The sequence below is a fragment of the Synergistota bacterium genome, from assembly GCA_021159885.1.
Classification (GTDB): domain Bacteria; phylum Synergistota; class GBS-1; order GBS-1; family GBS-1; genus AUK310.
Genome location: JAGHDO010000085.1, coordinates 1 through 5,013 on the forward strand (window position 1 = coordinate 1; position 5,013 = coordinate 5,013).

At 43.6% G+C, this 5,013-nt stretch carries 5 protein-coding genes; all 5 read left to right on the top strand.

Annotated elements, in window-relative coordinates; translation table 11 throughout:
* A partial coding sequence (locus J7M13_08400) for a hypothetical protein (protein MCD6363994.1) occupies positions 1-197 on the top strand: 197 nt, incomplete at its 5' end.
* Between the two features lie 88 nt (positions 198-285).
* Positions 286-1,512 carry a hypothetical protein gene (locus J7M13_08405; GenBank protein ID MCD6363995.1) on the top strand — a complete coding sequence of 409 codons (1,227 nt, stop codon included), beginning with the start codon at positions 286-288 and terminating at the stop codon, positions 1,510-1,512.
* Between the two features lie 34 nt (positions 1,513-1,546).
* Positions 1,547-3,529, top strand: a complete 1,983-nt coding sequence (locus tag J7M13_08410) for a hypothetical protein (GenBank protein ID MCD6363996.1) — start codon at positions 1,547-1,549, stop codon at positions 3,527-3,529.
* A gap of 136 nt (positions 3,530-3,665) precedes the next feature.
* Positions 3,666-4,217 carry a sigma-70 family RNA polymerase sigma factor gene (locus J7M13_08415; protein MCD6363997.1) on the top strand — a complete coding sequence of 184 codons (552 nt, stop codon included), beginning with the start codon at positions 3,666-3,668 and terminating at the stop codon, positions 4,215-4,217.
* Between the two features lie 11 nt (positions 4,218-4,228).
* On the top strand, positions 4,229-4,858 hold the full coding sequence (locus tag J7M13_08420) for a hypothetical protein (protein ID MCD6363998.1): 630 nt from the start codon (positions 4,229-4,231) through the stop codon (positions 4,856-4,858).
* Positions 4,859-5,013: the final 155 nt, after the last annotated feature.

The following is a 5,013-nucleotide window of genomic DNA, read 5'->3' on the forward strand; positions in this document are numbered from 1 at the left end:
CATGTGAGCATGAGAATTTTTACTGGTTTGAGGATGAAAATGAGCTTCCATATTTCGGCGATGCTTTTGATGTAAGTAAGGAGTTTATTTGGAATTTGCCTTCACCGGTTGATCTTCAGGAGCTAAAGGAGATATATGTTAACTGTTATGTGGGGGACGAGTTTTGCATATTTTTCCTATTTGATCTCTCTCAGTAAATACAGCGTTGGCTTTCTTTCGAGGGAGAGCCAACCGAGTCTCTTGCGGTTGGCTCCTTTTTATTAAAAAGTGAGGTGATATGAGGTGATGCGAAAGTATTTTTATGGTCTGTTGAGTCTTCTCTTCTTAGGAATTTTTTTAGCAGGTTGTGGTGCTGGTGGAGGTGCTGGAGGAGGAGACCAGGCTAAGATAGTCCTTGATGAGTTAGCCTCAGCGTTTGAGGAAGGAGTAGATCAGGTAAGGGCTATAACGGATACACAGAACTTCAAAATGTATGGTAATGGTTGGGATGATGAGGAGGAGTATCTAAACAAGTTTTATTCAGCTCTTGAGGAAGCGGGACTTTCGCTTGAAGCTTATATGTATCCGGATTTCAGCGAGTATATAGGAGATGAGCTGGCGGTAAAGACCTTCGATTATTACTATATTACTGATGGAACGCGAAGGAGGCTCTTTACAGATTGGTTAGGAACTTCTATATATTACTTTAGGAAGAGCGTCGGTGCTCAAGGGGAAGAAAAATGGCTCTGGGAAGGGAATAAACATGATTTTTATGGATGGTTTAGGATAGAATACACTGTGAGAATACCGTTTTCCTTTGAGACCATGGAGCCGTATTATGACGGTATGGGGATAGAAATGGAATATTATAATGGAAAACCCTATTATAAGGTCTGGATCGAAAGTTGTGTATGGAATTATGAAGAGCAGAGGGGGGATCCTGTCTCGATCGAACTTCAAACTGACGATGGATTTTCATTTATAGTCTGGAATGATGGGGAAATAAGCGAGGAGGGAGATCAGATAAGCGTGGGGAATGAAGGGGTATGTATTTTGCTTTCCCAGGGTGAGGTTCTTGATAAAACATGGCTTAAGATAACCGATCTTAACGATTCAAGCAAAGTTTTCTATAAAAAACTTTTAACGGTGGAGAAGGTAACGCAGATTTCTGGCGTTAATCCGTTTGAGGTAGTTCCTTACATAGAGCTTAGCGTGTCTAATGGGATGGTTGAGAGCATAAGGATCACCTTTAAGGAGCATAAAGATGGAGAACTTAAGGATATATCTATGGAGAGCGTGCCTTATTGCAGATTTCAAGTGGGATATTGGGATCAGAATGACGAGGCGTTTGAGGGGCCCTGGTATAGCTGGTACGAGAATGGAGAGGGGGATCCTGACTTTACGAACGCGTTTAAATCAGAGTTTGTATGGGACTTGGAGAATCCCGTTAGTCTGAATAATTTAGGGGGAATAAGAGTTGGCTGTTATATAGGAAGCCAGATATGCATTAATTTTGACTTTAGATTTCAGTAAAGAGTTTGCTGGGAATGAAGTGAGGTGATCTTAGGTGATGCGAAGGATCTTTGTGGGCGTTCTGTTAATCTGTGTTGTTTTAGCCTTTCCTCCATTTGCTTTTGCGTTTACATCTGAGGATGTTAAAAGGTGGCATGAAACGGCATGGGAGAGAGTGGCTGATATGTGTCTTCAAGGCAGATACGAGGCTAAGATGGGAATCTATTCCGCGAGGAGTCTGATGGTAAAACACCCTGAGTATTATCTTCAGATGGACAGGCTTTATATAAATCTTTTTGAGAGAGCCAAGGGAATAATAAACCTGAAGGAAATGCTGCGCGAGGATCCATTTGCTAGCTATCACGATCCTGAAAGGTTTTACGCTTACTGGGAGGCAGTTTGCTATTGTATGGAGAACCGGGAAGGAGATATACCTCTTGATGCCCGTGAGTTTTCCTGGGATTATTACGATGAGATTTCCTTTGCGCCGGTTTCCTTGAATGACTTTTATGACTCATCGGCGTATATATTCCCGATTCTTGATCTCAGGCTTCCATTTTTCTGGAACACTTTATGGAACAGGGAAGAACCGAGAAAGATACCGCGCGTGAGCATGGCTGAAGCTCTTTATTTAAGGGCGCTTGATGAGGGGTATAGCGATGCATATCTTCTTATTACCGATAAGGGCTATGCCTATCCTTACTATGGCGGTGTGCTTCATGACTATGAGACCGGTGAGGTTATAGAGGGCATTCCCCCGGAAGCTGGTAAAGTATTTCTTGTTATGAACGAGGAGAATGTCTGGTATCCGTTATTTGGAAGGGATGATAGGGATAAGGATTCTGTGCTTGCGGGAATAGTTAGCGCTTATTGTGAGGAGAATTGTGTTCCGGAGCTGAGCGAATTTGAGAGCGAGGTAATAGAGAGGCTCAAGTATGGCACCGATAATGCGAATGAAACTGAAGAAGGCTGGCTTAAGGCTGCTGCGGGGCACGCATATGGAGAGAGGTTGTTTTCCGCACAGGAACTGCTTGATTTTTATGAGCCCTTTGTCCCTGAGTACTTCTGGACTTATGGTCCACCCGTTGGCTGGTGTTCACCTTTTCCTTTTTATATGGTTTATGTTACTACCTTTATAGTTTGTAATTCGCTTTCTCCTAATGCTTCCGTTTTAGCTGCGATACTTGAGGAGAATGAGGATGATCCTGCGAAGGCGCTTAGGGCTTTAAGCGAGAGATATCTTTCCTGGTTTGAGCTTACTGAGGGTTTTCCAGGATGTGATTATTTTGACAACTGGGAACCTAACCTTGATGATAAACTTATATCACAGGCTGGCGTTTGTAGATCTGAGGCTACTAATGTTGCCTCAGCCTTCTGGCTCGTTCAGGTTCCCGGCTGGAAAGTCTTTACTCCCAACTGGTGGGATGTTGATGGAAGAGGTGGACATGTTATAACAGGGATTTGCGATATAAAGACTGGTTTTAAGGGGCGGTTGAGTAACGGGATATATGAGCATTATAGTCCCTTAGATAGTTCAAAGAGTGATGGAAAACCTCGTGTTGTCTTCGGAAATGTGGTTGATGCGGTTAGCCTGAATTTCGTGATGTTCAGAGAGTATATAGATAGCCAGTACAACTATCTCTGGACAACTTTCTCCTCGCGGGAGGAGCTTTACGATTTCGTGGAGGAGCTTTTTGAGCTTGACTCCTCGTTCGTTATAGCGAAGGAGTTTCATCCTACAGAGGGAATGCCCAGAAAGGCAGAGCACAAGCTCTTTATTTTGTTCCCATATCCATCGCTTAAGTTTTTTAAGGGATATGGATATTGGGACTACTACGATAGCTTTGAAAGCTGGAGGGCGGATGCGGATAGCAAGGAAGTAATTGATATGAGGATAAGCTTTGAACCTTCAGAAGTGCCTCCTGCTCCCTCAGGTGGTGGGGGAGGATGTAATGTGGGAGAGGAAAATATAGGAGCGCTTTTGATGCTTTTCGTTCCATCTACGCTTATTCTGTTTAGAAGGAGAAGAAGATTGTAGAAAAGCAGTGAGCGTTAATTTTCCTTTAAAAGGGGAGCGGAAGGAAACCCGCTCCCCTTGTTTTTTATGAAATTTTGGTATAATGATAATTAAGGTTTTGGAAAAGAATGTCTTATCTATGGGAGGATTCCCAGCAATGGAGGAGTATCTTAAAGCTTTGAGCAAGGTTAGGCTTCTTGATCCTGAGGAAGAGGAGGAGCTCTGGAGGAAATACAAGGAGGAGGGGGATGAGGAAAGCAGGGCTAAGATAATAGAATCTTATCAGCCCCTCGTTTTCAAGATTCTATCTAAGATAGGACACCCGCCCGATCTCACCCTTGATCTGCTTCAGGAGGGAATGGTAGGATTGATTGAGGCGGTTGATAGATTTCAACCGGAAAGAGGATGGAAGTTTTATACCTTCGCTTATTACAGGATAAGAGGTTGCATTTTAAACGCCTTAACGAGGAAAATGCCCTCATGGGAGCTTATTGAGGAGATGGAAGTTAAGGAACCCTTTAGTTTCGATGAAGGGCTTATTTCCCTTGGGCTTGGTTCTCTTGAGAAGGACGACAGGAAGGTTATAGAAGATATATACTATAAAGGGAAAGCTTTGAAGGATGTTGCACGCGAGACGGGGTTTTCGGTGAGCAAGATTCAGAGAATTCATAAAAGGGCTTTGAAAAAGCTTAAGGAGGTTTTGGGATAATAATAGACGCCATGGGCGGGAAGTCTGCTCTTAGAAAGATAAAGTTTGCGAAAAAGTGGCTTGAGAGGGCAGAGAAAGCTTATCTTCAAGGAAAGAGCGAGGAGGGCTTCCTAAGCCTATCCTTAGCGGAGGCGGAAATAAGGACTCTTCAAGAGAGAGAGTGGGAAAGGAATACAGGCGTGAGGAGGCGGGGTTTAAGAGAAACCGTGGAGGTTCTCTTCCTCGCCTTTCTTCTTGTACTTTCTCTCTCGAGTTATATTTCTCTCGAGAGAGAAAATTTTTCTACTCCGGCGGTGGTTTCTCCTCCAATTTCCGTTAATAAGTTCTCTTTTTATAAAGTCGGACTGGGAGAGAAAGGGGATTACTCCGTAATAGCTCTGCATGTGTCTTTCAAGCTGAGAGGAAACATCGGTACAGGAATGATGTGCAAAATAGGGGTTTCTGTACCTCAGGCGTTTTTCTTTGTGAAAGGAGGGGTTTCTCGCTCTGGAGTAAAGGAAGTAATAGCTCATATACTCTATCTTGAGCCTCGCGTTTTTGCTAAGAGCGAGAGGCGGGAGTTACTATCACCTGAGGAGATGTTGCGTTTAGTCGAGCTGGGCAAAAGAGAGTTTAAGGCTTATATTGCCGGAGGGAGGTAGAGCTCGGTGAAGAAAATCACATTGACTTTTGTTTTCATTTTGCTTTTTGCGAGTGTGGCACTTGCTGCTCCCATTATAAAGGCTATAGATGTAGAGGGTAACGTTAGCGTTGTTAAGGAGAGGATACTCTCGGTCGTTAAGAGCAAGGTTGGAGA

Coding starts and splice junctions, on each gene's coding strand:
- J7M13_08405 (MCD6363995.1), top strand. CDS start 286: ATGCGAAAGTATTTTTATGGTCTGTTGAGTCTTCTCTTCTTAGGAATT.
- J7M13_08415 (MCD6363997.1), top strand. CDS start 3,666: ATGGAGGAGTATCTTAAAGCTTTGAGCAAGGTTAGGCTTCTTGATCCT.
- J7M13_08420 (MCD6363998.1), top strand. CDS start 4,229: ATGGGCGGGAAGTCTGCTCTTAGAAAGATAAAGTTTGCGAAAAAGTGG.